Genomic DNA, 25631 nt, shown 5'->3' with positions numbered 1-25631 from the left:
GGGTTTAATGGATATATAGACAAAAGTGACAAAGTAGATAATGGAAAAGAGTTATTAGCAGGTATGAGGTGTATGGAGGATATAGAAGTAAAAGTGGCTTCATAGGTCGCCTTGTACTCCATAATAGGAGGTAAGTATTAAAACTCTCTGATTTTGTCTACTTTGTCATTTGGATGAAGATGAGAGAAAAGCAGCTTGAACAGCGTTTGAAACAAGAAGTAGAAAAAGCTGGAGGATTAGCATTGAAGTTTATATCACCAGGATGGGCAGGTGCTCCAGATCGTATTGTACTTTTACCTGAAGGCAGAATCATTTTTGTGGAAATGAAAGCACCAAAGGGTCAATTGAGACCCTTACAAAAGAAGCGATTGCAGCAATTAAAAGATTTAGGATTTGACACTCGAATGGTGAATTCGGTGGATCAAATCAGAGAGATGGTGATTGATGAAGAAGTCAAGAGATCAGAAAACCCTGATTCATGCGGTCAAAGCGAAGATTGAGAAGGTAAGCAAAAAATAAGAAGAGGGCACCAGAATGATCATTATTGGCAATGAAGTTTTTAAGACAAAGAAAGCCGCAATAGAAAGAATACGGGGGATTTTTCATTCTTATGATACTGATGAATTTCTAGACTTGAAAGACGAAGTGTTTATCAGGGGTTTGCTTGAAAATCACCCTGATACAGATCAAAAGAAAGGTTGTGGAATCGCTGGGATTAAAGTTACTCAGAATCCATACTTTAAGAGGAATAAAACCTTTGTCATTATACGTATTGACGGAACAGAGACCGATTTTAGCTTCCAAAAATGTATTACCAAACCTAAGCCAGAAACGAAGTTCCGTGCAGCCTGCCGGCGTGCAATAGCACCATATATTATTAAATTTAAAAAAGAATTCTTCTCGAAAAATGAGGATATTTGTGAGATTACTGAATCAAGATGACTATCCATAATTCACATGTTGACCATGCACCGCCTAATACATTTGAAGAAATAGTTCAGATGTTTATAGAGAGCCAAAATATTGACACTACATCTATTATGTTTGAGTCGGCTTCTGATCATAAATATGGAACTTATTTTTAGATAAGGAATTTTAGCAAGAAGTGGATTCATTATCACAATGAAAAAGCAACATTACGTGTCATCAGCGAAAAAGCGAATTTAAGTCATGTTAGAAGGCAGTACTATGCCAAGCCAAGAAAGGATGTAACATAGCCAGACTCGTTAGATCAAGATTTGAATAAATAGAGAAAGAGGAGAAGAAAATGGATAAAAGTCAGAAAGAACGAGCTGAGATAGAATTTGCGAAGCGCATCAAAGGAGAAATAGTTCCTCATTTTGAAGTTGCTGGAGGCACATATAAATGGAAAATTAATGGATTGGGCATTTCTTGGGGAGTAAAGGATCGAAAGAATGGATTTAAAATGCTTAATAGTTGGTTAGACGAGGATAACGAGGCATTGGCTTTGAAAGGGCACAAAAAAGAGTGGTTAGTATGTATGAAACTATCTACCTTACAAGAATTGTTAAAAATTAAGTAAAGAGGAGACGTCAGAGATGAAAGCAACTAAAAGGAATGTAAGGCGTCAAAAGCCTGAGTGGCGACGCAAAGTAGAATGGATGTTGGAAGTTTATCCACAATACCAACAGGCTTTAAAAAAGTGGCATCCATCTCTGGTATCTCCTGTCATAATGGAGCGAGTAGATGGAGGAAACTACAAAAGTTCAATTACTGAAAAGATAGCTCTTATACATGCTGAACAACAGCAATTGATTAAGCAAGTGGAATACGCATTATCTCTGTTACTAAAAAATGAATTGCAAGTAATCACTACGACTTATTTCCCAGTTAAAATTCCAGTTATTATCGTCTGCTCTCGATTACATTACAGTGAGAGAAAATATTATTACTTAAAAGAACAAGCCTTTCGAAAAATGGCTATGTCTTTAGGATTATTAGAATAGAGCTGTAATTTCGGGAAAAGGGTTTAGTGAAACGAATGAAAAGTAGTGGGGTAATTTGGATTTATCACATTGTGAAAACTGCGTTTAAAATTCGCGATATTATACAGTAAAAGATTCAGTTTTTTTTAAGGTTAACGATGAAGAATTAGGGATCGATGAGGTAAGTTTTATTGTTAAACTTGTAAGTGTTACAGGAACTCAAACGGAAGAATATGAGATTAGAGGAATCAGAATAATACACCAAATAACCTAATCTGATTTTGCTCAGGTACTTGGTATCCACGAATGTTTATTATCAAGCTCGAGAAAGGGTTGGTTATACAAAGAGTAGAGCTAGATAAGAAAATTAGATTGTCATTTCAGCTATAGAGTGTAAGGAGCATTTTAAAAAGACGGGTTGAACCGTCTTTTTAGTGTTGGAATTAAAAACTTCAATATAACCGTAGAATCTTTTTAGTGGAAGTGAAAGCAAGCTGATCCCATGGGATTTCGCTAAACTTAAAAAAGCATCCCTTTTTGCTTTCGATATTCACGATTACGTCTTCACTATCAGTAATTGCTTCATAAGTTAATTGGATCAGTCCATCTTTCGAGGATGAGTATGTATCAACGATCTTTACAATATCTACTGATAGGCCTGTTTCTTCTTTTATTTCATTTCTTAGGGTGTCTAATAGATCATAGCCCCGTTCGACATGTCCTCCTGGAAATGCCCAAAATCCTTTTCCTGGCTCTTCATTTCTTTGCAGGAGTAATACTTTATTTCTTTCCTTATTTAATACTACTGCTACTACGACTAATTTAGGATCTAGATAAAAAATAAATTTACAGTGGTGACAGATGAGTTGAGGCTGGTTGGGAATATGTAAATCTTCTAGAGAGAAACGTTGGCCACAACGTGGACAAAACTGAAGGTCCTCTTTTTTGTAATTCCAATCGTATTTAAAATAGATGTCCTTGTTCATATTTGAAGCTCCCTCGTTATAGATTCGTTGTTCCAGAGTGAATAAAACTTCTTTTTTATTTGTTCGTACAGTGTTTGCTTTCCAGCTACCTTTTGCAATGTGAAACGAGGTCGTTTTTTTTCTGGAAGATAATCGGTAATTTCAACGACTAGTTTTCCAGCCTCACCATTATCAAATCCAGTTACGATATATGGAAAAATGGTACTGTATGTCTTTATTTTTAAACGAGTAATCAGCTTATCAGGTAGTTTTTTTCGAAGTTGATTTAGTTTGCGTATAGAATTTCGGATCTCGTAATGGAATTGTTTTTTATCATCATCATCATCGATAAATGTAAGAATAGAAAAGTTGTTTTTGATCCAACCAGGATCGAGGATTAACAAGTGTATTTCTCCAACATACAGTTTTTCTTTTAAAATATATGCCGAATCTTCAGCTAAATGAATCATGGATGTTCCTGAGATAAAGCAATTCCCTTTAGCCTCTAAAAGACATTTTTTATAGTCGGAAATACGATCATTAGGCGAATCCGTGATTTTAATGAAACCATCATAGTTAATTTTATCTTGTGTGGGATTAAAAGGATCATAATCAGAAAGCCCCACTTTCCATAGTGGAATTCGTAATAAATGGCACAAATTCCGTATAGTACAGAGATTTGTTATTTTTTTTACTCCTCGTTCCACATCGGATACGTAATTCACATTTACACCATTTCCATTATCAGTGGGCCATTTCTCAGCTAGTTGAGCTTGTGTCATTTTTAATTTTTCTCTACCTTCACGTATCGTTAACCCATAATGATATTCCATGATGCCTACACCTCATACAAATTAGTGTGAGTGATTAGTATTTCACGTTCTAAAAGTTTTGGGGTTCACTGTATATGCAATATTATGAATGTATATTCTGATAGTTAAATAGAAAACTGTAGTAATTTTGGTCAATATATATTAATGATTTGAATAAACATTCACTCTATTAACATGGGTCATTTTTTATAAAGTCCTACTTCTTGGATTGTTCTCTTTTATGTGGATGTTGCAGATAATAGTGTTAGATACTTTAGTGATCATTATAACGCTTAAACAACCTGATTAGAAAGAGTTGACATATTGGAGGTTAATCATGAAACGAGTAGAACCCATTTTGATGATCGAGCATCACGATATGTTAGCACTGGATCAGTTGAAAAGGAACTTAATTGGCGCGGGATTCGAATTGCAATTTCGTTGTCTACTCTCGATAGGTGGAGAGAATCATCGTTATATATATGAAGTCAAAAAACAACCAGAAAAGAGAGATTTACTAATTTCGGATCAAAACTAGCTATTCATGAGAGGGTTGAGTTAGCGAAGATAGCTAGCAAATGGGATGCGTGGAGACATGATCAGCTTGCTGGTATGGTAGGTAGGATAGCAATGGATTGGAAAAAAGGAGATTTTAGTCAATATTTCGGTTTGATTCAAATTTAGCCTCCTGGTATCTGTTCACGAAACTATCTCGGCGGGTTATATCGATTCATTCCGTTTATGAACGGTTGTGGGTGGGAAAGGATAGTAGCGGTTAGGGGCTGAGATATACAACACACCTTTAATTAAAAACCTAGTTTTAAATCGGTATCATCACTCGAAAATAAAAGACTTAGTCCCTTAGAGTGGTGAATTATTATATTTATAGTATCTGATAATAGAGGTCATATTATATGTCTATGATACAAAAATAAGATATATCGATGGTCGTTGCTATTTACGCACTACCAATCCTAAGTCGTTGCGAAAGGCAAGACAAAGGAGGGTTGTGGGAATGGCAAGTAAAAAACGTCTTTTGAAAATTCCTCTAATTCGTATGGGTAGAGAAGTGAAAGGGCGTTGTAAAATTTGTGGGGAAGAGGCTTTAATTTGGACTGATGGCGGTAAGCTTGTTTGTACTGCTTGTGACTCGCCTCAATGGTAATGATAGAATAATAGGAACTCTATTTAGGGTTCCTATTATTTTTGAAAGCAGGGATAAAGTGAATGATATTACGCTGTTTATGGAAGGATATAAACCTGCTCTTTATGATACTGTTATGTCAAAGCGATTTATGGGTTGGTTGCCACAACTTCAGGAGTATCCGTACATAGATGAAGGAATCAATCTTATTCCTGATGTTAAATTCTATTTGTTTTTCCAAACGGAGAATCAAAAAAGAGATTTTCAATCTAAGGTGAGTAAATTCGCTGTTCCATCAATTGAATTTCATCGATTGCTTGGTCAAACATTAGGCTATCCACCAAAGGCAGTTGATTTTTACATAAGGTGTGAGCAAGAGCCGTCATTAAAACCACTAAAAGTAGGAATGCATTATCAAGGAGTGTCATGCAATGGGAGTGTTTATGATTTAATTGATAACTGTAATTGGCTATGGGATACATACAGCTCTAAAGATTTACCTAATGAACCTCTACAGGTTCGCATTGGTTATAACATGTATTCTGCGGGATGGGGTGACATTGAGAGGATCAAAGAAATACAACAGATTGCGTTTTCTGAACTTCCCATTTCAGAGATCACAGTTAAATAAAGAAAAAGAAGATTGCGGGCGAAAGCCTATTTTTTTTGCATCTTAAAGGAGATATTATTTTGCACTTTTTATGCAGTTTTTTTGCCGTTTTCTAGTAATATGCCGTGATATTATGGTATCAGGGGTTAGTAAGTAAATAAATCAATTCATTTGAGACGAGCGAAGGCTCGTTGTTTTTTATTAGGAGGAATGTTCATTGTACCAATTTTATGGTCCGCGTCTAAGAGTTACAAATAGAATCTGCGACCAAAATAGAGAATGCTTAAAACAATCTCGTTTAATTTTTTACCAGCATCTTTTCGAAGATACTTTGGAACTGATTAAGCATCTATTAGAAAACGGAGTGATCATAGATTGTGTGATTGGGAAAGCATACACGAGTGATCCTAAAATCGTAAAAGAAATAGAGGCTTTAGGGGTTCGCGTAGTAAAAATGAATTATTCACTAGCTGATAAGGGTCATATTCTACAGCATATTCTTTTAGGCGCACTGAAGAGGGCACGAAATAAGGGTCAGAAGGTTGTGATTAATGAAGTAGGAGGTTATTTTGCTTCAATTCTGTCCGAAATTCCGCGAGATTTAAAGGGTTATTTTGGAGGAGTAGTTGAAACAACCACCTTTGGTTGGAACCGATACAAAAGACTAGAAGGTAGTATCCCTTTCCCAATCTATCATGTTGCAAGAAGTCCACTAAAAGAAGCGGAAGCCTCTCATGTAGGAAAAGCCATTTCGCTTGCATTTGATCATTTAATGCGTCGATTGGGTATTTCTATTTCGGGGAGAACAGCACTAGTAGTTGGATATGGAATGGTTGGAAAACAGATCGCGAAGTCTCTTTCTAATCATCAGCTACATGTAACAGTAAAAGATATCAATCCAATTCAAAGACTTCAGGCGTACATTGATGGTTATCGCATATTGGAAACAGAAAATTTGAATGAGTTTGACCTCATTATATCAGCAACTGGACGTGAAGGAATTAGTCTAGACATGATAAGAAAATGCAAATCTGGTGTCATACTGGCCAGTGGAGGTTCTAGAGATACTGAAATTGATGTTAGGGGTTTAAAGAGGTATAGAACAAAAGAAGCAATACATGATGATATTTCTATTTATCATGTTGAGGGGAAAAAAATATTTGTTTTAAGAAATGGAACTGCATTGAATTTTGGTGTGAAAAGTGTCCCCTCTGAGATAGTTGATCTAGTTTATAGTGAGATCATTTGTTGTATATCCAAATTAGCTCAAGATGGATCGAAGAGTGGTTTACAAGAACTTGATCAGATCGAAAGGGCACAAATAGCAGAACAATGGCTAATGGATATGAAAGGAATGAATCGCATTGGCAATGATGAAAGCTGTACTATATCATCCACAAGTGGGATTAAAAGATGTAAAAATTGCAAAACCACAGGTAACACACAGGGACTTATTAATAGCAGTACAAGCAGTTTCGGTCAACCCAATTGATATCAAAATAAAAGAAAATCGTTCTAAGAAAGATCAACAAATGGTATTAGGGTGGGATGTTGCAGGGGTAGTAGTTGATGTTGGATCAGAATGCCGATATTTTAAACCTGGTGATAAAGTATTTTATGCCGGTGATATCAATCGACCTGGCGGATACAGTGAATACCATAAGGTAGATGAGCGGTTGGTTGGTTTGATGCCTAAGAGTTTAAGTTATTCTCAAGCAGCAGCATTACCTTTAACTAGCTTAACAGCATGGGAAGGCCTATTTAATCGGTTGGGCATTTCTATGAATTCGAAAGATAATTTGGATAAATCTATTTTAATCATTGGTGCAGCTGGTGGTGTTGGATCAATAGCAGTTCAATTAGCTCAAAGGGTTGGTCTGACAGTAATTGGTACATTTTCACGATTTGAATCATTTGAGTGGTTGAAAAAATTAGGTGTAGAACATACGGCTCAACATGATCACCCTTTAGATAGGCAATTGACTCAGTTAGGTATGCCAATGGTTGACTATATTTTTTGTCTTCATGATACAGATCAGTATTGGAATCAAATGGCTGAAGTGATTGAACCACAAGGAAAAATATGCTCGATTGTTGAGCCATCACTATTGTTAGATCTATCGATTCTACAGACAAAAAGTATAACTTTTGCTTGGGAGTATATCTTTACTCGACCTACATTTCATACAGATGATATGCATGATCAACGGAAAATTTTAAACCAATTGTCTGCTTGGATTGACGATGGAAGACTAAAAACAACTCTCACCAAAAATTTTGGTGCAATCTGTAGTCAAAATTTAGACCTAGCTCATCAACGTTTAAAATCAAATCATGTAATCGGAAAATTGGTTTTAGAGAGTTTTGATTAGAGATGTAAAGAAAAAGGAGATTTTGAATGCGTCGAAGAAAACGAAATAATTTATCAGAAAAGGTAAAGATAAGAGATGGGCACAAATGCCAGGTGTGTAATTCACCAAAAGAACTTGAAGCTCATCATTTGTTTGCCCAGAACATATATCCTCAGTTAATAAGAGATTTAGATAATATGATTACTTTGTGTCATAAGTGTCATCTGAGTTTTCACAGATTTTGCCCTGGAGGAGTTAATAAAGGTGAGGATTTTGTCCGTTTTTTAGATGATTTATACGAAAATCATCAACATGCTTCAGCTCGTGGACTCAAGAAAAGGTTGAAACCTACCATTGAAGTGCTTAGTCAAAGAGTTCAGAGGACAAATTCGAAGACATTATCACAAGACAAAAATCAAAAGAGAATAAAAAAAGGTGAGAGTTGTTTGTTGACAAAATTACAACCATTAGCAGAATTGGATTTACAACAGCTTGAACCGAGTTATAGATTACAAGTTTTAATATCGAATGAGCAGAAAGAATTGTTGTGCCAATATTCCAATGAGTTTAAGTACAGTCAACTTCATCAAATAAAAAAGCGATTTAGGCAGCTACTAAGTATGGGATTGATAGAGGATGAGGGGAGGTGAAAAATGAGTCTAAAGGTATATGTATATGATCCAGATCACGTTGTTAGTCAGGTATGCCTATGGTATTTTCAAAAGCGTAAACTTCCTATTGTTGATACTCCTGAAAAGGCAGATGTAGCCTTTGCTCCAAACGAGAAAATAAAAAAACAGAAAAAAAGACCCAAATATGGAACGCTCATCTTTCACCCTTCTCTCCTTCCAAGGCATAGAGGAGAAGACGCATTAAGGTGGGCGTTTCGTTTTGGCGAAAAATATACAGGGGCGACTTGGTATTGGTTGGATGATATGCCTTATACTGGGGACATTTGCGAAATGGTTGTGTTAGGGATTGGATATGGAGAGAACCCAAAGGATTTTTATACGCGAGCTGTTGTTCCAGCAGCTATGAATATGTTATTTTTCATCGTTAATGACCTTTCAAAAGGTTTAATTAGACGAAGACCGCAGTCAAATGAGTCAGCAACATATGAACCATCTTTATGGAATGAAAATGAATGAAATGATAGATGAGCCTTATGAAATGATAGAGTAGTTGATTGATTCAAGTTGGGAGCAAATCAAGAATTTGTGTGAAATTTCGTTTGTGATTCGTGATACTGATCGAAAATTAAAATATCAATACGTAGAACTTTTAGGAAATGATGATTGCTTCTAAGAGTCTTTTTGTCGTTATCAAATATGAATAGAAAGTAAGTATGAATGTATTACAACAGGAATTATTTGATAAATCATTATTAGAAGGAGATGTGATCAATGAAAAGATTGTTAGGAGTTCTTTTAGGTGTTTGTTTATTGGCTGGTTGTGCTTGGGATTTAGACGGAACTTGGATTTTGTCAAGCGGGCAGGATTCAAAAGGATGTACAAAGCGATTTACTTTCCTAGAGAAAGGCAATGTCGAAGTTGAGAATGATGGAGAAATGCCTTTTGTTGTTTCATATGAAAGAGTTGGAGCTAATCAGTATAAGATGGATACAAAAACAAGTTCAAATTTAATCAGTTTTAAAATAGAAGGAAAAAAGCTACAAGCAAAAATTAGTGGAGGTACTGCAACTTGTCTATATGATCAGATTAACAGTTGAATAAAGGAGGGAGTGATTTGAATCGTTATCTTTTGACGGCTTGGGCGAGGCGTGGAGTACTCGTCCTTTTTTGTTTGGTTGCAATTATTTATGGAATTAGACAAGCATCACAAACCTATAAAGTCTGGTTTCCAGATCATTTTCATCAAAAGAAACCAGTGCAAGTAGTACGAGTAATTCCTGATGCGGCCAAAACAATTGGGGAACAATTCTTATGGCAGTATTATGCTGATCAAAAAGAGGAGACAGAAAGAAAAGGATCACTGATTGAATGGATGACACCAAATTTACAATCAAAATGGGAACAGAATACAGCATTGCAAAGAAGCAAGTTTGATTTTAAACGAGTTCTACTTTGGAGTGAGAAATGGCTAGCAGTCGATAAACAAGCTGCTATTGAATATCTAGTGATACAAGAAGATGGTCGTAGACTACATTTTCGTCTATCAGTGGTAAGGTCAGGTGAAACTTGGTTAGTTGATCAGCTACCGAGTTTGTTACCACCTCCAAAGCAAAACACTGACTTGTTTCAACCTACCACATCGATCAGTGAACAGGAGCATGGTCAAGTTGAACAAGCTGTTGATGGATTTTTTTCTTCTTGGTTATTAGGTCGAATGGACGCAAATACAAGAGCCATACACAGAAAACTGTATCCGCTGTTAAAAACTGTAGGTGGCAATTATCATCTATTGTCCGTTGTACCATTGCAGGAAAAACCGTTAGTTGTTGATGCGATGATCATGCTTAAGCAAGAAAAAAATGAATGGATGCCGTTGCAATATCGATTGGAACTCTCGAAAGATAAGGATCAATATGTTGTGAAAAAAATAATCGGAGATTGAGGGGTGATTGATGAATGGATCTACTAATGTTAGCTAAAGAAGTGAATCCTCTTCAAGGGGTATCCAAAGTTATTTATCAGTTGGTTGGAATAGGTGGGGCATTAATTTTACTTACAATAGTGTTTCGCGGATTAGGTCTATTGAACAAAATGGCCATTCAGGGTTTGTTAGGTTTAATTGGAGTGGGGCTTTTACTTATGTTATTTACCGATGGAGAAAATTCAAAACAATTATTGCAAAACTGGGCTGACTGGTTGAGGAAATACTTGCAGGGGGAAAGTGGTCCATGAATCGAGAGCATCGTATGATGTTGAGTCTATATACAGAAGTCAATCGATTAAAGCAAACTTTTCGTCATATTGAGGGTATCCCCATTCCTTTGCCGGTACCTATTACGTTATCTGGGATTGTAGTAGGTGTGCTGTATATTTTATTGGCACTTCAAGTGCCTTGGGGAGATCCGATTACAAAATATTTCTTTTTACCTTTGGTGATTGTTTGCGTGGTTTCATATGTAGAACCAGATTATATGAACCCCCTTTCTTGGCTTTACACTCATATACGTTGTATGATTCGACCGAATCGTCGTGTAATCAATCGATCAGTTCCGCCAATTGGTTATCAAAAAGAATATCGACAACCCACGATCATTCGAAAAAAAGCAAAGGAGGAAAGATCATGATTCATCTACCCACTGAAATCAGGGAGAATATAGCCATTATTCAAGGAGTGCCGTGGGCTTTTGGTAAATTTATTACCCATACATTATCAGGATTATCGGATGAGGAACGATTACAACAACTTCTACGTGCGGAGTCATTCTTCCGTGAGGTGGTTCCGCCAGGTCAGATCGGTTGCCTCTGGTTGATAAAGAAGAGGAGAAACTGGGAGAATGAATTTGAACATGTCGTTTACAAGAGTCCACTTGGGCATCATCAAGCAATAGAGAAAGCAAGAGAATCGTGGTTGGAGTTGATTCAAAAAGAGGAAGCAAATTTACAATATGAGTATTTATTCGGTATGCAGCTTCCTTTTAAAAGTTCAATTCAGAAGAAATTCATTCACCAATTCCCTATAGATCAAGCAAAATTGCAAAAATGGATACGATCATGGATTGGCACATCACTTTCAAAGCGGAATACTGAGCGTTTTCAACAGGTGTTCCAAGAACGTACAGCCGGTTATGCAATAGAACCTTGCTCCACTGAAGATATTATCCAATTATATCAACAACATAATTTTCGTGGATTACCCAGCCCAACACTTCGTCCGACTGATCAACATCCCGATCGGTGGGATTTTTTAATGCCAAATGTAATCGAGAATCAAGGAGATCATATTCGGTTGGAGAGTGCAGAAGGTCTACGTTATATGACATTTTTAACCATTTCTATTTTTCCGAGTCAAATAACAGTACCTGGATTTGATTTGTTTTATGATCTTCAAGCACAAGGATTACCAGTTGATGTGCATTTGCGATGGGAACAGAAGCCATATAAAGAAGCGAAATTATATAGTGAGCGGCGAAAGAAACTGGCAATATCTAATAGGAAACACATGGGGGAAGTCGAAGAAGATTCCATCTTGGATGATACAATCGAAGCGCAAGCAGAGCAAATGGAGGCGGAGATACAATCAGAGACGCAACCACTAAATATGATGCAACTAGTTTTTGTGGTTACTGCTGACCATAGTCCAAACGAGTTAAATTATTATGTCAAACTCTTAAAGCGCTATTTAGAGCAAAAAGGGATGACTGTGCATCGCTCCACTGCTGATCAAGGAGAGTATTACGACGCATGGTTGCCGAGTTCGAAGTGGTCTCCGATGGGTTTTTGTTTTCCTATTTTACCGAATCGGACCGCTGCTTTAGCGACTCCTGGTGCAGTGGATTCCTTAGGGGATCCCAATGGTTTACCAGTGGGATTTCTACGATCCAATCGATCTGTTGTCCGATTAAATGTATCTTGGGGTGCGCAAGTTGATCAATCATCTAATATCGTGATTGTTGGACAGACGGGCAGCGGGAAAACGCATTTAACGGATACCTTGGTACGCAATACGTTGCTCACTACACGTAGCAGAGGTCTTTATATTGATATCAAAGGAGAACATCGACATTGGGGAGAGTTACCTGGTCTTAAAGGGGAAGTTCAAGTAATGACATTGGACGGTTATGAACATCCAGGCATTCTTGACCCTTTTCGACTAATCCAACGGCTTGATCATGATGTGGCAATAGAAGGTGATATAGAGGTACATCGATTAGCTAGAGCCAGGGAAATAGCTTATGATATGCTGTTGCAGATTTTGGATCTAGATCAAGATCAACATCGATTTGCACGACGAAATGAACTATTAACTGCTTTAGATCAAGTATGTACTGAGGATGAACCTTGCATGGCTATGGTTGTTGAAGTTTTAGAGAAATCAAAAGAAAAAACAACGCAACAGATGGGACAATATTTGCGACGAATGCAAGAGCTTCCACTTGGAAAATTGATTTTCGGTAATTCTGTGAATGAAAAGGGTCTTGTATTTCCTCGAACAGGCCTAATTATCTTGGGTATGAAACAAATTCATCTTCCTGAACTTGGACAACTGGCTTCTGCTCCATCAGAACGAGTATCTGAGGCTTGCATGACTGGAATGGCTGTGCTAGTCGAACAATTTTTGATTGAAGGGAAACAGAAAGGTGTTTTTTCCTTTTTCGTAGGGGATGAAGGGTATTTTTTCGTTCGTTCTGCTGCTGGAGCCCAACAGGTTGAGCGAAATTTCCGACTTGGTCGATCTTCCTACTGCGGGAATATTTTGTGTAGCCAGAATCCCGATGATATACCAGATTCACTTTTAAATCACGTTTCAACTTATGTTTGTCTTGGTACTAAGACCGCCAGTCAAACACAACAAGTGATGCGAGCATTGGGGGTTGATGACCCTATGATTTACAATGATTTAATGCGATTAGGAATTGAACAGAGTCAAGCATCACAAGGTGGAAAATTAGAGGATCGAACGTATTCATTAGGGTATCTGCGCGATCTAAACCAAAAAGTTGGGCTGGTCGAGTTTCGAAACCCTGAACCAACAATTAATGAATTTTTTAAAACACGTCCAATAGAACAGGAATAGTAGAAGGAGGGAAGTAATGGGGTGAAACAACGGATTTATTTAGGGATAATTGTAAGTTGTATACTCGTTTTAAATCCAGGTAAGAGTGAGGCTGCTGATGATCTACTACCAGGTAAGTCGATCTTTTCACCGAGCCATAATCAATACCCACGAGATGCTTATATATTAGACGAAGTTCCACCTGATGATCCTGAGTGGCCAGACCAAGCTGTGCAAGTGTTGCATGTGATACTGCAAGCTATCTGGTCGTTTTATCTATGGGTGGTAGAGTTTGTGATGCGTATTGCTCTGTTAAGCTATGATGATGCATTGTTATCGAAATTATTTGCATTTGTCGGTTCAATTATGCCACAGATCATTGATGGTATTTGGAATCCATTATGGTTTTTGGTAGCAGGAATCGGTATTTTTTCGATTATTTTGATGTGGATGAATGGCAATACAAATCGTTCTTTGACAGCATTATCAGCCTTGGTAATCTTAACAGCAGTGACTCCTTTACTAATTACTTCGCTCCCAAGCTATTTGGATCAAGCCAATCGAATAGCTACCTCAGTTTCAAGCGATTTAATGGGTCGAATGCTGGTTAGATCAAAAAATTCATTAGAAAAATCAACTACTGCACAGCAATCACAGAAAATAATAGCTGATACGATTTGGGATTCGTTGGCCAAACAACCTTACTTAGTTATCAATTTTGGGAGTGTTTCGCAAGGAAAGAAATATTTTTCATCTCTTATGGAACATGGAACTGAACGAGGTAAAAGAATTAGTAAATTACGAGAATGGGGCAAAATTGATGCTGAAACCGGAGTGGCAAAAAACAAAATGTTCACCATCTTCACGTTTGATGGATCGGGCGAGAGAAGTGCAAAACTGTATTGTATATTGTTGCTTATCACAGTTCCAATCTATTTGATGGTTGCTATGAGTATTATGATATTGATTTGGAAAGCAAGGGCTGTGGGTCGGAGCCTTTTTTTTATTTTTGATGGATTATTGTCTTTATATCCCAATTATGGCGTTCGACATGTAATGCAGAGTGTAGTGCAAGTGTTTAGTGCCATTTTGATGGTCATTATATATAGCACAGCTTTGTCTATCTTTTTTGCTTTATGGACGCGGTTGCTTAAAGCAAAACCATTTGGATCAGCTTCGTTTGCGGATCAAGTTTTTCTCATTCTTCTACTCATCGTTGGTCTTTGGACAGCCGCGAAAGAGCTATCTGGTCGTTTTGGTGATACAAACAATCTCAGTGGTAAAAGAGGTCTGCTGACACGTGCTTTTATGGGAGCTCAACTTTTTCGTACTGTTACTCGTAATCCTATTAGTCGTTGGGTTACAAAAAACATTGGGAAAAGTCGGAAAGAATCTGCCAAATTAATAGGAACTAGCTTATCTAAAACTGGGAAGGCGGTTAAGAACTATGTTAGTCAAGTTGATACAGTGCAAAAAATGCGTAGTCATGTCAAAGCTGAATTGCCTCTTGGAAGGATGAAATCCATGCAACCCGAACGGATGCAATTAACCACAAATCTTTCAAAAAGAGGGCAAAAGGTTTTTCAGGAGATGAAACGACAACGTTTGGCTCCAACTCACAAAAAGGATGTTATCAGTTTTCTTCGACGTAACCCTCATTTAACATCAGCTGTTCAAGAAATGATTCAATGGCAAAATCGTCGTCCATACGAACAAGTTCGAGAAACACATGTTTTTGATGGTAGTCAAATTCCAATGGAACCTCCACAGAAGCATACACCTGAATATCATACATGGATGCAAGTTCCTGAATACCAGCATCAATACAAACTATGGCTAGGTGCCGAGAAATCGGTACGACATAAACGTTGGCAAGAGTATTATCGAAAAAAAATCCGCTATGATAGAAGTCCTATTCGTCGCTTGTTTATGAGAAGACCAAAATGGGTGGAACCAACGCAAAGAGAAGCACTGCAGGAGTATAGACGTTTGTTGCAACAACAGAAAAAGGGTGGAAGCAAGAAATGAAAGGCGATCAGCAATTATTGAATTGGATTGGCAACTTAGTTGTCCTCATATTTAGTCTGATACTTTGTTCGAGTATGTATAAATGGGTGAAGAATTGGTGGTTCAATGAGTCATTATATATTCCGCTGATCGGAATTGCTTTGGTTATTGTTGTTACTTCAATACTCGTTGTTGCTGTCTACTACTATTATTATCAGGTTTCAGTTAAACAGATTCAATATTACCGGGTTGTCCCCCACATAAATGATTACTCGTTGAAAGAATCAGTTTGCCGTTTGGTACAAACATTTGCTCATTTCGACCGTTCTCCTTTACTTAGATTTCTCAAAGGGAAAATCTGGTTCCGATATATAATCCACATGGATGAATATGGAGAAATTCGACTCTATTTTGGATGTCCTAAAGATAAGATTGCTGGAGTTAAAGGAGCAATTCGGGATGCTTACCCAAAAGTAGAGCTATACCCAATCAAGCTAGAGGAATTGCCACTACCAGAATCCCATGTTAAGGGAAATAATAATGAAAAGAAAGAGAACCACACTCAAGGAGTTGGTGGATGCTTTTTATTTAAGAGTCGTCGGACAGTTGGATTGCCATTAAGGCCCTTTGAGCAATCTGAACTAGGTGATCTCCTACTGAATTTAAGCAAACAAACATGGATCGATCTACAATTCTCCCCTGTTTCTAATCGAATATTACAAGCCACAATGAATCAGGTAATGGAACGGTTGAACATCAGTAAAAAAGAGCTTTTTCAAAAGACGAAGATCCAACCCCATGACTATGGATTATTAAATAATTTGACTCCTGAACAATACAATCAACGAAAAGGAATATACAAGCGATACTCAGGTAAGGATAATGGATTTCGTTGTTCGATTCATATTTGGTCACATTCCTTTACAGTTTTACAAGCAGTAGATAGCAAGATATATAGTATGACAGCGTATCAATGCGAGATTCATCTACACCATTATAGGTTCTTACCAGGCATTCGTAATCGAATTCGTTGGTCTATCCCACTCCCTTTCCAAAGAGGATTGTTGCTAACATCGAATGAATTAGCTCAACTCTTTCACCTACCTAATGGCGAGCATACAATTTATGCAGAGACAGATGAATGTAAAGATAGAGGATGGATTGAGCCAATCACGCAGAATATGATTGCTGATGATGAATATGTAAAAGGATTACCTATTGGTTTGTTCGCACATCCGGTCAAACGAAATCGGCAGGTGAGAATTCCATATAAAAATTGGACACAAATGGCATTTGGCAGTGGAATGGCTGGAATGGGGAAAACATCGTTTTTGCTCAATTCCATTTTTCATCATTTAGAAGAAGAGTGGTATGGGAATCCGTATGCTCCTGGGGTGACATACATTGATCCCAAAGGAGAAGATTACCGTAAAATTGTAGCCAAACTATTAAGAGATGAAAAAAAAGGATATAAAGTGAATTGGGATCGAATTCACGTCTTTGATTTTCGCTCGACTCAATATGTTCCTGGTTTGAATTTGTTGCATGTGAATCCTGGAGAATCAAAAAATGTTGTTGTTGAGAATGCATTAGCAATCTTAAAAAATGCTTTTCCTTATCAAGATAGTATTTGGTTAGATCGAGTTGGGAAACTGTCATTGCTGACTTTAATAGAGAGTGGTGAAAAGCATAGTATTTTAGGTTTAGATCGCATGATCCGTTCAAGTGATCCACTTCATCAACATCTGATTGATTCCATTAAGATAGAGGAGTTGAGACAGGATTGGGAAGAGCTAGGGGAAGATTTAGCAAATGCACAAGTTTCATCTCCTATTCGAAATCGAACACAAAAGATTCGATATAATGCGCTACTTAAACGTTTATTTGGTCAAGCTACAATGGATTTGAAAGTTCGTGAATGGATGGATGCTGGGCATATTGTAATTTACTGTCTAGCTGGCTTAAACCATGAAGAACGTAAAATGATTATGGGGTATGTTGTTACACAATATCATCAACAGTCACTTCTTCGCCACAACAAAAAAGAACACTTACATGTTGTGGATGAGCTTGGTTATGTCCAGTTGCCCATTATGCAGCAAATTTTATCTATGGGACGAGCATTTGGTCACTGTCTAATTGGTATGACACAATATATTGATCAACTTGATTCAGAAATAGCAAACGCCTTCTATGGAAATGCAGCTACTATTATCGCATGTCGCCAAGGGTTTCAAAGTGCCTCTATGCTTCAAAAGATGAGTGGAAATTCTTTAGATGCAAAATTGATTCAAAGGTTACCACGATTTACAGCAGCAGTGAGTACACTTAATCGTCAAGGATATACCACTGTATTACATGTGAAAACAAAGCCTATTCCGTTTTATAAACCAAATGGTCAGCCTACTTATTTTGGATCAGATAAAGAGCGGCAAGAAAAGGAAGAACAAATGGCGATTCAATGGGTAGACCATAAAATTGATCAGTTGATGGCACGAGACTGTCATCCAGTTTATGAGGTTGATCAATGGATAAATGATTATATGAATTCAAAGACCACCAATCAGGAAAAGAAGTCAGAGAATAAAGACGATGAAATTGATCTACCACCGCTTTATTAAAAGGAGGGAAAAAATGATCTTTCAATGGCTGGATCATGAAAAATTACGACCTCTTGATCAACTACTTCTCTCTTTGTATGATCATGGGGCGTTTTCTGCTAGACAGTTTTGTGCATTGTCAGGGTGGAGGGTTGCCAAAATGAGGATGATTATCTATCGGTTACGTAAGAAGCAAAAAGAGGAAAGTTGGATTAAGACGGAAATGACCAGCTATGGTGAAGATAGCAGTTATTATCGTTTAGGAGAACATGGATTAAAATATGCCAGTCAGTTACGTGGGGAACCTGCTGTATTAACTCGATTAAGGTCAACGCAAATGCAACATCTTCATCTTTTAGGTTTAAATGATATTCTAATTCGATTGGTTCAAAAGGAGCAGAGCCATCAAATGGTTTGGCTTCAAACTAGAGAAGCGTCGGATTATCTATATCGACTTTGTTGTAAACAAATGAAGAGAGCTCGCACTCAATTGATTCAACCAGATGCGTTTATGGTCTATAAAGGGGGAAGGTATTGGATCGAATATGATCGTTCAACAGAAGGTCCACGTGTAATTGAAAAAAAGATGAGACAATATATCAAAATTTTTCATGTGTTACGTGGGATTGGAGCAGATTCAACGGTTGCATGGATTACAACAACAAATCAAAGGAAGAAATATTTGCAGCAAATTTGGGAAAGTATCAATAGGGATTTGAAGATGGATATCTCAATGCATTTTTTTCAAGAGGGCGAAGAGATCTCTTTTTTTGTTTATCAGAAATAGTAGTGATTATTTTTGGAAAAGTGGCTTAGATAATTGAGTTGTAAAGGGGGTGATAGATGGTCAATTTTTTGAGTTATTCATAAATCAACATTAGAAAAAAATTACATCAGAGAGGAGATATAACCATGAGTGAAAAAAATAAAATGTGGTTAATTGGGGATGAAAATCCGTGGGAAGAGATTTTGGGAGAACCACCAAAACAAGATTATATATGTATAAAGGTGACTATTATTTAGAATCATCCTTTTTATTTCCGATATTTCTTCTACTCCTGTTATTTAGTTGTTATTGAAATGTTATTTGAAAGTGATTTCATCGTTATTCAAAAAATGCCTAACCCCAGTGATACCAAGGGATAGGCGTTTTTACTATATAGGATAATATGCTATTTAAATGCTGGTGTGTGATTTTAAGGTGATGGAAGTTAATTTAGAACAGTTAGGGGGAGATTTGTTTTGACTTATAGACAAGAGGATTGGCAGGAGATATATGGAGAAGCGGAATTATATGATGTTCCAGATGAAATTCCAATAAAAAAGGTATCAAAAAATAGAGTGAAGAGAAAAATGATCAAATATTTGAAATTTGGAAAACACAAAGTACCTATGTCGAATCAAGAACATCAGTTACTAGAAAAAGAATACATGAGATTCATAGAGGAACAAAAAACACCATTTGGTTTTGTTATGCACCTTATAGGAGGTGAGAAAGATTGAGTTTTGTTCGTCACTATCCACTTAATCAAATTACACCAGCCGACTACAACCCACGCAAGATCACGAACGACTCTTTTAATCAGTTGAAAGAGTCATTAAAGAGATTTGGCATTGTAAAGCCACTTATACTAAATGAACGTGGTGTTATCATTGCGGGTCACCAACGTTTAAAAGCAATGAAAGCCATTGATATGCAAGAATCGCCAGCAATGGTACTTAGTGAGGTTAGTTTGCATGATGAGATTCGATTTAACTTGTTTCATAATTCAGTTGAAACAAATGTATCGATAGTCTTTGTGAATGGACTAGAGGATCAAGATGAAGGATATCATTGGGTTGATCCTAACCGAATACATGTAGTTAACAACAAAAATCCCTCAATCACATATGAGATTTGCAGGGTTTGGGGAAGTGTGATTGTAAATGACAAGGGGCAGGTAATAGCGAACGCAGATTATGCAGTTGCCTGTAAACAATTAAAAGAGCCTTTGCTTGTCTATAAGATGAACAGTAATCAAATTGAGACTTTAGAAAAATACTTGCATAGTAACTATGGGAGTTACCACTATGACGAACTGAAAATACCTTCATATAATCAGTTACATTGTCAAATGCATCGTTTAACAGCAAGAAAAAAGAAAAATCATTCATCAACGTATGAACAATATGTATTGCCAATTCTTCAACGTAATCATCGGTTGATTGATTTTGGTTCAGGGGAATGTGCGTATATAAAGAAATTGGTGGAACAAGGTTATAAAGCATATGGATATGAACCTTATTATCGGAAAAAGGGATCATGGATAATTGATATGAAAAGAGTCATCAAAATGATTAAAGCGATTGAGTGGTCTATTGAACAGAAGGGATTGTTTGATGTTGTAGTTTTAGATGGTGTACTTAACTCAGTGGTACATTTGGATTTTGAACGCTGGGTAATGACAGCATGTAACAGTCTATTAAGAAAGGATGGAACTTTCATCACAGGAACGCGGAATTTAAAGAGTATTAAGACGAATAATAAAAAAAAACGGTTGAATCGAGTTCGACAGATTCAGTTTCTTGATTCTAACAACTTCTCTGGTATCTTTCGAGATGGTATTTGGACATTGCAACATTTTCATGATCATACTTCTTTGAAGAGGCTTTGTAAACGATATTTCAATCAAGTTGAAATCTTTGGAGCTAAGAGTGGAGCTAATGTTTATGCAGTATGTAAAAGCCCTAAACTTTTACCTTTAAATGAGTATCAAGAAGCATTAAATGAGGAGTTTAATATGGTGTATCCAGGAGGATATCGTCATAACAAGCATCAGCGGATAGTTGAGCTTATTCAAAAATTTGCGAAAGAGCGTGGATAGTTGGGTGGTGCTAAGGTAGAAATGGATAATATCTATTTCTACCTTAGCACATTTTTTGATTTATTTTGGTTCTTTATCTGTATCATCAATATCATCTATATATTCGAGAAGATCACCCGGCAGACATTTAAAAAATTTACAGAACTTACACATATGCCGAAGAAAAGGGCTTTTTGATGTTTCATAGTAATATTCACTAATTGTATCAGGTCTGATACCAGTTCCTTTTGAAACATCTTTTTGTGTTAATTTATGTTCTCCCATTTTTTGTGAGAGTTTAAATCTAATCATCTTTTCCTCATATTCGAGAAGATCACCCGGCTGACATTTAAAAAATTTACAGAACTCATTCATATGCCGAAGGAAAGGACTTTTTGATGTCTCATAGTAATATTCACTAATTGTATCAGGTCTGATACCAGTTCCTTTTGAAACATCTTTTTGTGTTAATTTATGTTCTCCCATTTTTTGTGAGAGCTTAAATCTAATCATCTTTTCCTCCTCAAATTATAAATTATTACAATTATATGGCGTAGTTAGAACTTAGGCAAACTATCAAAATTAAATCACGAAAAACGAAAATAAAATACAAAAAACAGTTGACAATGACGAAAAACGTGATTATAATAAAAATATAGCAAGAGAACAGATTATTTCGAATGATATCTTGCTAAGCGCTTTGATAATCAAATAATCGGCTGGACGAATTGAGAATGGCCTATATCGTCTGACTTGCGGGCAAACTACGAGCCTTAACTACGCCATGACGCAGGGACTATACCTGAAGAGCGCGAGCAAGTCCAACACCAAAAAATCCATTTATATACAAAGTTGATATATACCAGCGAAGACTAAATATTTATTAGGCTGAAAAGTGATTAATTCAATCAAGGTTTGAGCTTGGTGAGTTCATCGTTTGGAAGTATTTTAAAGAAACAACGTAAAAAGGGTGTTTATTATGAGCTATTTTGAAACGTTAGTACTTGTAAAAAAAGACGACTTTATTACGGGAGAAGCAATTTTCCGTAGAGTAGGAGAATTGCTTGCACCTTATGATGAAAGTAATGAAGTTGAACCGTTTGAAGTGGAGTGTGGTTGTAAGGGATTACTTGCGAAGCTCAAGTCAGTAGAAATAGTAGAGAAGGCAACAGGAACAAAATTTAATGATCTAAGAATGGTGTTTTCAAGGATACCTGATGCATACCGTCCTAGTTGGAAAGATTTCGCAAGTGAGTTTAATTGGCTGGTACGTAGAGTGGAAGTTCAGCATCCTTTATTTGAAGCGTTTAACCCAGACTGCCAGTTATGTAATGGATCTGGTTTTTATCTTGAAACAAAGAATCCCAATGCTCGTTGGGATCATTGGGAAGTAGGAGGCTGTCTATCAGAGTCAATGGATATAGTATCCGGTCAATATTTTTTTAAGTCAGAAATCTTACGGAAGAATATAGTTCTGACAAATGATTTGATTGACCAACCTTACATTCCATTTGCGATTGTTAGCTATGAAGGATGGTTCGAGAAAGGACGTATGGGTTTGTGGACTCAGGTGCAAAATGTAAAACCCGATGAAGTATGGGAGGCGGAGGTCAATCAATTAATACATGATCATCTTGACCATTGGGCAATTCGATGTAAGTTGCATATTTAAAAGCCATCCATTAAGGATGACTTTAGGAAATTGGGAGTTGCAGTTCCCATTTCTAATTTTTGAATATAGCTTAAAGCGATTATAGCAAAACAAGAAGGTGTATGCAAATGGAACCATCTAAAAACCCCTTATTTGAAACCGATCGACTAAGAGAATTTAATAGTTACTTCAATCGCATTAGAGAAGCTATAAACTTGGCATACGATGATCCTGTCCTTATTAAGGAATCGGTAGAACGGCAATTGCAGGAAATGGAAGAAATTTGGTTTGAACTTGAGAAACATTTATTAAGTTGATTGATAAATGGATGGATTAGTCCTCAGCAGTGTGGAGGCTTCCACACTGCTGAGTTGATGATGAGAAAAACGGAATCTGCAAGAAATTTCTTTTAATTTGATGAAAAAGGTGATTACATGCATCGAAAAATGAAAGTAAACAGTACTCATGTTTTCCAAAAAGGTTGTTTTATCCATGATCCGTTAGATTCGTTTGATATCTTTGATCATTATGTTCATGGACGCTATAAATTATCTAGTTTTGTCATTGATGAAATTATTATCCTAAATGAGAAAGAATGGCTCTCATTCATTAGTGATTTGCAAAAAAATCAACAATACTTAAAAGGAAAAGGGGGGTACAATTCTACCTTTTTAATTCCAAATGAGGAAAGTTTTTGGAAGTTAGAAGAATCAGTACATGATCGTTTTATGGCTGAAGTTTACCGTCAGTGTATAGCAGTTGTTCACAGTAATGATCAATTGGAGTTAAATCCTGATCGGGCTTGCTTTGTTGTGGATCCTCAAGGTTTAGCCTACCCTAAATACGTAAACCCGTTTGGGAAGTGGATTCTCCCAGAATTAATGAGCGGGAATCCTTAAATTTCTTAATGAGTGGAAATTATACAAAGTTTTTGGCTCCCAAATATAACACAAAGGTGTGTTTAAAATGGCCCTAAACATTGGGGAAATTGGGTTTACACTAGGAGTTATGAAACTAGTCGATGATGATATAACTATTCTTGTACCATTGATTGAAAGACATCGAATGGGAGATTGGGGAGATGTTCCTTTCGATGATAAAGTAGCAAATGATTTTGAAGTTCGGGGAGCTTGTGGTGGAGGTTTTTTGTCTAGCTATCAAGTGAATGGAACAAAGATTTGGATTTCAACCGTAGGGTATGGCACAACAGAAGTCTACACTGTTGTTATGTTACCAAATGAATATTAAACAAAATCAGCCCTATTTATCGCAATAGGGCTATTTCATTACTTTTCCAATAAAAATGAAAGGAAAGAGTCTACATGCCAATGATCAAAGTTGGTAAGAGACGTATGGGAATATCCAGCCGTATTATCCACTCTTTTTTGAAAGAAAACCAACTTGAATATGACATGGACGAGTTTATAGAGAAACATCTACAAAAATACGGACAATCCATTCGTGATTATGTAGAAAAGTTAAGCCAAGAATCCATTATTGATTTTTTGGATGAGATCGCAGTTCCCTATATACTTCTGAATGCTGAAAATCACTCATTACATTTATCTGTTATCGGAGCTACGTATGAAATTGAAATCTTATGTAATACCAAAAAAGATCATTATCAATGTACTCTTCTTTATCAGGGTGCGAGATGTATTGAAAAATCTTATAAACGTCTATCTTCTGTTAAACATCTGATTATCCGTTATATGCAAATATAGCAGTCTGAGATTGATCACATTCAAAAGTTATTAATTCATAAAATGAAAGTGAGTGTTGATTTTATGAATCCATTCAAACCAGCATCTTCTATAAGAATGATTCGATCTAGATTGTGTTTTCGTCCTGAGTTGGAACATTTGTTATATAGAATCATTTCTAAGCTTTGTCAGATCTGCATCTCTCAAAAACCCTATCTTTATGATGATACATCAGTTGTGAATCTCTTATTGAACCTTCCAATGAATACTATTTTGAGACATTATCAAAGTGATATTTTTCGATTAGAGAAGGATTTAGAAGATGCAGAATGTGACTTTGGTAAGGAATCTGTAAAATACACTATTGTTCTGCATTATTTAGAGAAACGTAAATCAGATTTTCGATTTCTTGAGTCGTTAAATGAAATGTTGGTAAATGTGAACGTAAACAGGAGTAACAAATAGAACAAACAAAAAAACGCGTTCAATAAGGAGCGCTTTTTTATTTACAAAAAAATCGAGAGATTGCTAAAGGAGACGATTTAATGTACAGAGCATATTTGTAGAATAAAGAAGGACAACGAATACCCAGTTATGTGGAGCTTGAAGAGTCAGCAGCAGCGATTATGCATTATTTTACGATTCAAGCAGTGTTACATCCAAACATTATCGTAACAGATGAACTGGATGTCATTGTTGCGGAGATGAAAAATTATAAATTGGTATTTCCAGAAATTCAGGAAATTGATTTTAGAGACCTTCGTAAATTATTTATTTAGAAACATTGGATGCATTATTAGAAGAGATAAAGGAGTTCCGGAAATGAATGATAAATGTATTTGATTTCTTCATTATTTATGTAGTTTTTATCGCTGTATTTGTTTTTGTACTGTTAATTACCTGGAAATAGAGATTAAAAAGTAATTCCCTCGTTGTTGTTGACAACTGAGGGGGCTTTTGCTTTTGTAAGTGCAGAAATACAACAAGTGTAGTAACTGGTCTTTTTATTTTAACTGATAGCAAAAAGAATTTTCATCTCATAGGTTAGGAGCTGAGGGGATGGATGCTCGCGCGTATTTAAATGAAATTGCTCAAGACTATGTTTCAATTACTTGTAATAAAAAAATTGTTGGTGGAATGCCCGCAATTAAGGGCACTCGGATTCAAGTTTCACTAATCTTAGCTTGTTTACGAGATAAGATGAGTATTGAGGAAATCTGCGAAGATTACCACTTGAGTTCGGACAATATAAAAAAGGCTATGGAATATGCCATAGCCGTTTTAGATCGTCCATTTCTATAAAGCAGAGGCTA

Annotated in this window: 31 protein-coding genes; 28 read left to right on the top strand and 3 right to left on the bottom strand. The window is 36.5% G+C overall.

The window, feature by feature from the left end; all coding sequences use genetic code 11:
- The first annotated feature begins 179 nt into the window (after positions 1 to 179).
- The 4 genes from BUB71_RS14905 to BUB71_RS14890 all read left to right on the top strand — a co-directional run bounded on the left by BUB71_RS14905 (position 180) and on the right by BUB71_RS14890 (position 1967).
- Positions 180 to 500 (top strand): VRR-NUC domain-containing protein, encoded by a 321-nt coding sequence (locus tag BUB71_RS14905; RefSeq protein ID WP_073156385.1) that lies wholly within the window; start codon positions 180 to 182, stop codon positions 498 to 500.
- A 34-nt stretch (positions 501 to 534) separates the two neighbouring features.
- Positions 535 to 942, top strand: a complete 408-nt coding sequence (locus BUB71_RS14900; RefSeq protein WP_073156381.1) for a DCL family protein — start codon at positions 535 to 537, stop codon at positions 940 to 942.
- Positions 943 to 1267: 325 nt separating this feature from the next.
- On the top strand, positions 1268 to 1543 hold the full coding sequence (locus tag BUB71_RS14895; RefSeq protein ID WP_073156377.1) for a hypothetical protein: 276 nt from the start codon (positions 1268 to 1270) through the stop codon (positions 1541 to 1543).
- A gap of 16 nt (positions 1544 to 1559) precedes the next feature.
- Positions 1560 to 1967 carry an ArpU family phage packaging/lysis transcriptional regulator gene (locus tag BUB71_RS14890; protein WP_073156374.1) on the top strand — a complete coding sequence of 136 codons (408 nt, stop codon included), beginning with the start codon at positions 1560 to 1562 and terminating at the stop codon, positions 1965 to 1967.
- Between the two features lie 431 nt (positions 1968 to 2398).
- On the opposite strand, the gene BUB71_RS14885 is transcribed toward BUB71_RS14890, so the two are convergent.
- A complete protein-coding gene (locus BUB71_RS14885; protein WP_073156371.1) occupies positions 2399 to 2932 on the bottom strand; it encodes an NUDIX hydrolase in 534 nt (177 codons plus the stop codon).
- Entirely contained in the window at positions 2929 to 3744 is an 816-nt protein-coding gene (locus tag BUB71_RS14880) for a helix-turn-helix domain-containing protein (protein WP_073156368.1), read from the bottom strand. Before BUB71_RS14880 ends, BUB71_RS14885 begins: the two co-directional genes overlap by 4 nt.
- Positions 3745 to 4060: 316 nt before the next feature.
- Here BUB71_RS14880 and BUB71_RS14875 point away from each other — a divergent pair, with 316 nt between their 5' ends.
- The 17 genes from BUB71_RS14875 (at position 4061) to BUB71_RS14800 (ending at position 20985) form a co-directional block, all read left to right on the top strand.
- Positions 4061 to 4261: a hypothetical protein gene (locus BUB71_RS14875; protein WP_073156365.1), complete on the top strand. Its 201-nt coding sequence runs from the start codon at positions 4061 to 4063 to the stop codon at positions 4259 to 4261.
- 477 nt (positions 4262 to 4738) lie between these two features.
- Entirely contained in the window at positions 4739 to 4888 is a 150-nt protein-coding gene (locus BUB71_RS19715; RefSeq protein ID WP_175552392.1) for a hypothetical protein, read from the top strand.
- 58 nt (positions 4889 to 4946) lie between these two features.
- Positions 4947 to 5498 carry a hypothetical protein gene (locus BUB71_RS14870; RefSeq protein WP_073156363.1) on the top strand — a complete coding sequence of 184 codons (552 nt, stop codon included), beginning with the start codon at positions 4947 to 4949 and terminating at the stop codon, positions 5496 to 5498.
- Positions 5499 to 5694: 196 nt separating this feature from the next.
- Positions 5695 to 6969, top strand: a complete 1275-nt coding sequence (locus BUB71_RS14865; protein WP_073156360.1) for an adenosylhomocysteinase — start codon at positions 5695 to 5697, stop codon at positions 6967 to 6969.
- A complete protein-coding gene (locus tag BUB71_RS14860) occupies positions 6851 to 7849 on the top strand; it encodes a zinc-binding alcohol dehydrogenase family protein (RefSeq protein ID WP_073156486.1) in 999 nt (332 codons plus the stop codon). The genes BUB71_RS14865 and BUB71_RS14860 overlap by 119 nt, the downstream gene beginning before the upstream one ends.
- Positions 7850 to 7875: 26 nt before the next feature.
- Entirely contained in the window at positions 7876 to 8478 is a 603-nt protein-coding gene (locus tag BUB71_RS14855) for an HNH endonuclease (protein ID WP_073156356.1), read from the top strand.
- Positions 8479 to 8481: 3 nt separating this feature from the next.
- Positions 8482 to 8976, top strand: coding sequence for a formyltransferase family protein (locus tag BUB71_RS14850; protein WP_073156352.1), 495 nt, complete (start codon positions 8482 to 8484; stop codon positions 8974 to 8976).
- Between the two features lie 255 nt (positions 8977 to 9231).
- Positions 9232 to 9558, top strand: coding sequence for a hypothetical protein (locus tag BUB71_RS14845; RefSeq protein ID WP_073156348.1), 327 nt, complete (start codon positions 9232 to 9234; stop codon positions 9556 to 9558).
- Positions 9559 to 9575: 17 nt separating this feature from the next.
- Positions 9576 to 10403: a conjugal transfer protein gene (locus BUB71_RS14840; protein ID WP_073156344.1), complete on the top strand. Its 828-nt coding sequence runs from the start codon at positions 9576 to 9578 to the stop codon at positions 10401 to 10403.
- Between the two features lie 14 nt (positions 10404 to 10417).
- On the top strand, positions 10418 to 10693 hold the full coding sequence (locus BUB71_RS14835; protein WP_073156339.1) for a hypothetical protein: 276 nt from the start codon (positions 10418 to 10420) through the stop codon (positions 10691 to 10693).
- Entirely contained in the window at positions 10690 to 11085 is a 396-nt protein-coding gene (locus BUB71_RS14830) for a hypothetical protein (RefSeq protein ID WP_073156334.1), read from the top strand. The genes BUB71_RS14835 and BUB71_RS14830 overlap by 4 nt, the downstream gene beginning before the upstream one ends.
- Positions 11082 to 13535 (top strand): ATP-binding protein, encoded by a 2454-nt coding sequence (locus BUB71_RS14825; RefSeq protein WP_073156331.1) that lies wholly within the window; start codon positions 11082 to 11084, stop codon positions 13533 to 13535. Before BUB71_RS14830 ends, BUB71_RS14825 begins: the two co-directional genes overlap by 4 nt.
- Positions 13536 to 13556: 21 nt before the next feature.
- Entirely contained in the window at positions 13557 to 15542 is a 1986-nt protein-coding gene (locus BUB71_RS14820) for a hypothetical protein (protein WP_073156328.1), read from the top strand.
- On the top strand, positions 15539 to 18142 hold the full coding sequence (locus BUB71_RS14815) for a type IV secretory system conjugative DNA transfer family protein (protein WP_073156325.1): 2604 nt from the start codon (positions 15539 to 15541) through the stop codon (positions 18140 to 18142). The genes BUB71_RS14820 and BUB71_RS14815 overlap by 4 nt, the downstream gene beginning before the upstream one ends.
- 13 nt (positions 18143 to 18155) lie before the next feature.
- A complete protein-coding gene (locus BUB71_RS14810; RefSeq protein WP_073156322.1) occupies positions 18156 to 18908 on the top strand; it encodes a replication-relaxation family protein in 753 nt (250 codons plus the stop codon).
- A gap of 455 nt (positions 18909 to 19363) precedes the next feature.
- Positions 19364 to 19624 carry a hypothetical protein gene (locus BUB71_RS14805; protein WP_073156319.1) on the top strand — a complete coding sequence of 87 codons (261 nt, stop codon included), beginning with the start codon at positions 19364 to 19366 and terminating at the stop codon, positions 19622 to 19624.
- Positions 19621 to 20985, top strand: a complete 1365-nt coding sequence (locus BUB71_RS14800; protein ID WP_073156316.1) for a ParB N-terminal domain-containing protein — start codon at positions 19621 to 19623, stop codon at positions 20983 to 20985. Before BUB71_RS14805 ends, BUB71_RS14800 begins: the two co-directional genes overlap by 4 nt.
- 60 nt (positions 20986 to 21045) lie before the next feature.
- Here the strand turns inward: BUB71_RS14800 and BUB71_RS19875 are convergent, their stop codons facing one another.
- Entirely contained in the window at positions 21046 to 21477 is a 432-nt protein-coding gene (locus BUB71_RS19875; RefSeq protein ID WP_084731632.1) for a helix-turn-helix domain-containing protein, read from the bottom strand.
- A gap of 466 nt (positions 21478 to 21943) precedes the next feature.
- Between BUB71_RS19875 and BUB71_RS14785 the strand changes: the two genes are divergently transcribed.
- From BUB71_RS14785 to BUB71_RS14750, 7 genes are all read left to right on the top strand, one after another.
- Complete coding sequence (locus tag BUB71_RS14785) at positions 21944 to 22636, top strand: hypothetical protein (RefSeq protein WP_073156313.1); 693 nt, start codon at positions 21944 to 21946, stop codon at positions 22634 to 22636.
- A gap of 107 nt (positions 22637 to 22743) precedes the next feature.
- Entirely contained in the window at positions 22744 to 22932 is a 189-nt protein-coding gene (locus BUB71_RS14780) for a hypothetical protein (RefSeq protein ID WP_073156310.1), read from the top strand.
- A gap of 117 nt (positions 22933 to 23049) precedes the next feature.
- Positions 23050 to 23514: a hypothetical protein gene (locus tag BUB71_RS14775; RefSeq protein WP_073156307.1), complete on the top strand. Its 465-nt coding sequence runs from the start codon at positions 23050 to 23052 to the stop codon at positions 23512 to 23514.
- Positions 23515 to 23581: 67 nt separating this feature from the next.
- Positions 23582 to 23863 carry a hypothetical protein gene (locus BUB71_RS14770; protein WP_073156305.1) on the top strand — a complete coding sequence of 94 codons (282 nt, stop codon included), beginning with the start codon at positions 23582 to 23584 and terminating at the stop codon, positions 23861 to 23863.
- A gap of 74 nt (positions 23864 to 23937) precedes the next feature.
- The gene (locus BUB71_RS14765; RefSeq protein WP_073156302.1) at positions 23938 to 24339 is read left to right on the top strand and encodes a hypothetical protein; all 402 of its coding nucleotides are present in this window, start codon (positions 23938 to 23940) and stop codon (positions 24337 to 24339) included.
- A 575-nt stretch (positions 24340 to 24914) separates the two neighbouring features.
- Positions 24915 to 25097 carry a hypothetical protein gene (locus BUB71_RS14755; protein ID WP_073156296.1) on the top strand — a complete coding sequence of 61 codons (183 nt, stop codon included), beginning with the start codon at positions 24915 to 24917 and terminating at the stop codon, positions 25095 to 25097.
- A gap of 280 nt (positions 25098 to 25377) precedes the next feature.
- A complete protein-coding gene (locus BUB71_RS14750) occupies positions 25378 to 25620 on the top strand; it encodes a DUF433 domain-containing protein (RefSeq protein WP_084731630.1) in 243 nt (80 codons plus the stop codon).
- The last annotated feature ends 11 nt before the right edge of the window (positions 25621 to 25631 follow it).

Origin of the sequence: Seinonella peptonophila, assembly GCF_900129355.1 — a bacterium.
Classification (GTDB): Bacteria; Bacillota; Bacilli; order Thermoactinomycetales; family Thermoactinomycetaceae; genus Seinonella; species Seinonella peptonophila.
The sequence above is the reverse complement of the archived record's forward strand: the minus strand, read 5'-3'. Positions and strand labels throughout refer to the sequence as shown.